Raw genomic sequence first — 2,963 nt, forward strand, 5'->3', positions numbered from 1 at the left:
CCACCTCCCCTTGCAGGGGAGGAATATCGGTCATGCCGACAACCTCGGGTTCACCACCTGGCTGCCCTTGGTCAGGCGGATCGCATCGCCGATCTCCGCATCCAGCACCGGACGCGCGGCTTCCTTGTCCCAGAACGCCGCCAGGAAATTATACAGGTTGCGCGCGAACAGGGCCGACGCGTCGGCAGCGAGCAGGCTGGGCATGTTGCGATGACCGACGATGGTGACGCCGTGGCGCTGCACCACCTCGCCCAGGACGGCCCCCTCGACATTGCCGCCCGCCTCGACCGCCAGGTCGACGATCACGCTGCCCGGCCGCATCGTCGCGATCTGCGCGTCGCTGACCAAGCGCGGTGCGGGGCGGCCGGGAATCAGCGCGGTGGTGATGACGATGTCCTGCTTGGCGATATGGCCGGCGACCAGTTCGGCCTGCGCCGCGCGGTACTCCTCGCTCGTCTCGCCGGCATAGCCACCCGCGCCCTCACCCTCGATCCCGGCCACACCCTCGACGAAGATCGGCTTGGCACCCAGCGACTGGATCTGCTCGCGGGTCGCCGAGCGGACATCGGTGGCCGAGACCTGCGCGCCCAGCCGCCGGGCCGTCGCGATCGCCTGCAGCCCCGCGACGCCCACCCCCATCACGAAGACGCGCGCGGCCGGGATCGTGCCCGCCGCCGTCATCATCATCGGAAAGGCGCGACCATAGGCGCTCGCCGCCTCCAGCACCGCCTTATAGCCGGCCAGATTGGACTGGGACGACAGGATGTCCATCGACTGGGCGCGCGTGATGCGCGGCATCCAGTCCATCGCCAGCGCCTCCAGCCCGGCGGCGGCATAGCCCGTGACCCGCTCGCGCTGCCGGAATGGATCGAAGGCCGCGACGACCCAGGCGCCGGGTACACTGCCCGCCAGCGTCGCAGGGTCGGGCGCCTGTACCGCCAGCACGATATCCGCGCCCGCCAGCACGGTCGCGCGGTCGGCGACGGTCGCACCCGCCTGCTCATATTCGCCGTCCGCGATGCCGGCCTCCCGCCCCGCCCCGCTTTCGATCGCGACGGTGGCGCCCAGTGCAATGAGCTTGCGCACCGTCTCCGGCGTGGCGGCGACGCGACGCTCGGCCTGCGCGCTTTCGAGCAGAACCGCGATGCGCGAGGGCATCAGGCGATCAGCCAGATGACGATCGCAACCAGAATGGCGGCCACGACCGCGCCCCATTTGAGCAGCGCGATCATCAAGTCATAGGTCGCGACATGCCCCTTGATGTCGCCCGTGCCGGTGTCGTTGGCGGCCATGCTCCTCACCTCCGATATCGGGCCGGGATGTTGATCGCCCCGTGCGCCGCTGCCTTCAGTGTATGCGCCCCGGCAGGCGGATCAACCCCGAAAGGGTCATGAATCCGAACCGGCATCCCGTACCCGGCGATTGCGCAGAAGAGAGAATTTGACTCTCTCCTGCGGACAGCAAAAACTGTCCCGAATTAACGCGGATTTTAACAAAATTGCGCTATAGAACTTCCAACAGGGGCTACGGGACGGGTTATGACGCGCAACGGCCAACGTTTGCTGCTGCTGATTGACGATGAACCTGCCCAGCGCCGGCTGATCGCCGCGCTGGCGCAGCGCGGCGGCTGGCGTACCCTGTTCGCGACCGATGCTGATATGGCGGCCTCGATCATGGGATCGGCGCAGGGGCGCGAGCTTGACGCGGTGCTGATCGATCACTGGGCGCCGGGGGCCGATGCCACCGCGCTGATCGCCGAATGCCACGCCCTTCGCCCCGAACTGCCCATCCTAATGCTGACCGCCAATGATTCGGTGGCGCAGGCGGTGGCGGCGATGCGCGCCGGTGCCACCGACTTCTTGGTCAAGCCGCTGGCCCCCGAACGGCTGCTCGCCGCGCTGGAAGCCTGCGTCGCGGCCCAGACCAGCGGCGAACTGCGCCCGCTGACCGAAAAGATCCCCGCGCTGCTCGCCTTTGACGAGATCGTCGGCGACGCCCCCGAATTCCGCGCCGCGCTTGGCGTCGCGGCCAAGGCGGCGCGTGCGCGCGTGGCGGTGCTGATCGAGGGCGAGGGCGGCGTCGGCAAGGAGTCGCTCGCCGAGGCGATCCATGTCGCCAGCCCGCGTGCGCAGCGTGAGATGGTGCGCGTCAACTGCGCCGCCACGCCTGCCAACATGCTCGACAGCATCATCTTCGGCCATGAGGAAGGTGCCTTTGCCGGCGCGTTCGAACGGCGCATCGGCAAGATCGTCGAGGCGGACGGATCGACTCTGTTCCTCGACGAGATCGCCGGCATGCCGCTCGACACGCAAGGGCGGCTGCTCGACATGCTCCAAACCGGCGCGATCGTGCCGCTGGGCGCACGCCATGCGCGCGAAGTCGATGTCCGCGTGATCGCCGCCGCCGATGGCCGGTTGCTGGAGGCGGTCGAGGCCGGGCGCTTCCGCGAAGACCTCTATTACAAGCTCAACGTCGTCCATGTCGCCATCCCGCCGCTGCGCGACCGGGCGGACGACATCCCCGCGCTGACCCGCCATCTGCTCGACCGGATCGCTCAGCAACCGGGGCTGTTCGCGCTCGACATCACCGACGAGGCGCTCGACCTGCTGCGCCGCTATGACTGGCCGGGCAATGTCCGCCAATTGCAGAATGCGCTCTTCCGCGCCGCCGTGCTGTGCGAGGGCGATGCGCTGACCGCCGCCGATTTCCCGCAGATCGCCTCGCTCGGCGATCGGCCCTCGACCGCCTCAGGCCCGCAGAGCACGCTGCATAATGGCGGCATCAACCTGTTCCGCCCCGACGGCAATCTCCGCCCGCTCGAGGATATCGAGGCCGATGTCATCCGCCTGGCGATCGGCCATTATCGTGGCCGCATGACCGAGGTGGCCCGAAGGCTGGGGATCGGGCGCTCGACCCTCTATCGCAAGCTGGGCGAGCTGGGCATCGACAACGCGGCGTGAGAA

3 protein-coding genes are annotated in these 2,963 nt (G+C 68.5%); 1 reads left to right on the forward strand and 2 read right to left on the reverse strand.

Going from position 1 to position 2,963, the window contains the following annotated elements:
• Positions 1–30: 30 nt before the first annotated feature.
• Positions 31–1,158 carry an NAD(P) transhydrogenase subunit alpha gene (locus SP6_RS12535; protein WP_007407166.1) on the reverse strand — a complete coding sequence of 376 codons (1,128 nt, stop codon included), beginning with the start codon at positions 1,156–1,158 and terminating at the stop codon, positions 31–33.
• The gene (locus tag SP6_RS20460) at positions 1,158–1,292 is read right to left on the reverse strand and encodes an aa3-type cytochrome c oxidase subunit IV (RefSeq protein ID WP_007407164.1); all 135 of its coding nucleotides are present in this window, start codon (positions 1,290–1,292) and stop codon (positions 1,158–1,160) included. The genes SP6_RS12535 and SP6_RS20460 overlap by 1 nt, the downstream gene beginning before the upstream one ends.
• A 246-nt stretch (positions 1,293–1,538) precedes the next feature.
• Between SP6_RS20460 and SP6_RS12545 the strand changes: the two genes are divergently transcribed.
• Positions 1,539–2,960, forward strand: a complete 1,422-nt coding sequence (locus tag SP6_RS12545; protein WP_007407167.1) for a sigma-54-dependent transcriptional regulator — start codon at positions 1,539–1,541, stop codon at positions 2,958–2,960.
• Positions 2,961–2,963: the final 3 nt, after the last annotated feature.

This window comes from Sphingomonas paucimobilis NBRC 13935 (genome assembly GCF_000739895.2).
GTDB classification, from domain to species: Bacteria; Pseudomonadota; Alphaproteobacteria; order Sphingomonadales; family Sphingomonadaceae; genus Sphingomonas; species Sphingomonas paucimobilis.

Coding starts and splice junctions, on each gene's coding strand:
- SP6_RS20460 (WP_007407164.1), bottom strand. CDS start 1,292: ATGGCCGCCAACGACACCGGCACGGGCGACATCAAGGGGCATGTCGCG.
- SP6_RS12535 (WP_007407166.1), bottom strand. CDS start 1,158: ATGCCCTCGCGCATCGCGGTTCTGCTCGAAAGCGCGCAGGCCGAGCGT.
- SP6_RS12545 (WP_007407167.1), top strand. CDS start 1,539: ATGACGCGCAACGGCCAACGTTTGCTGCTGCTGATTGACGATGAACCT.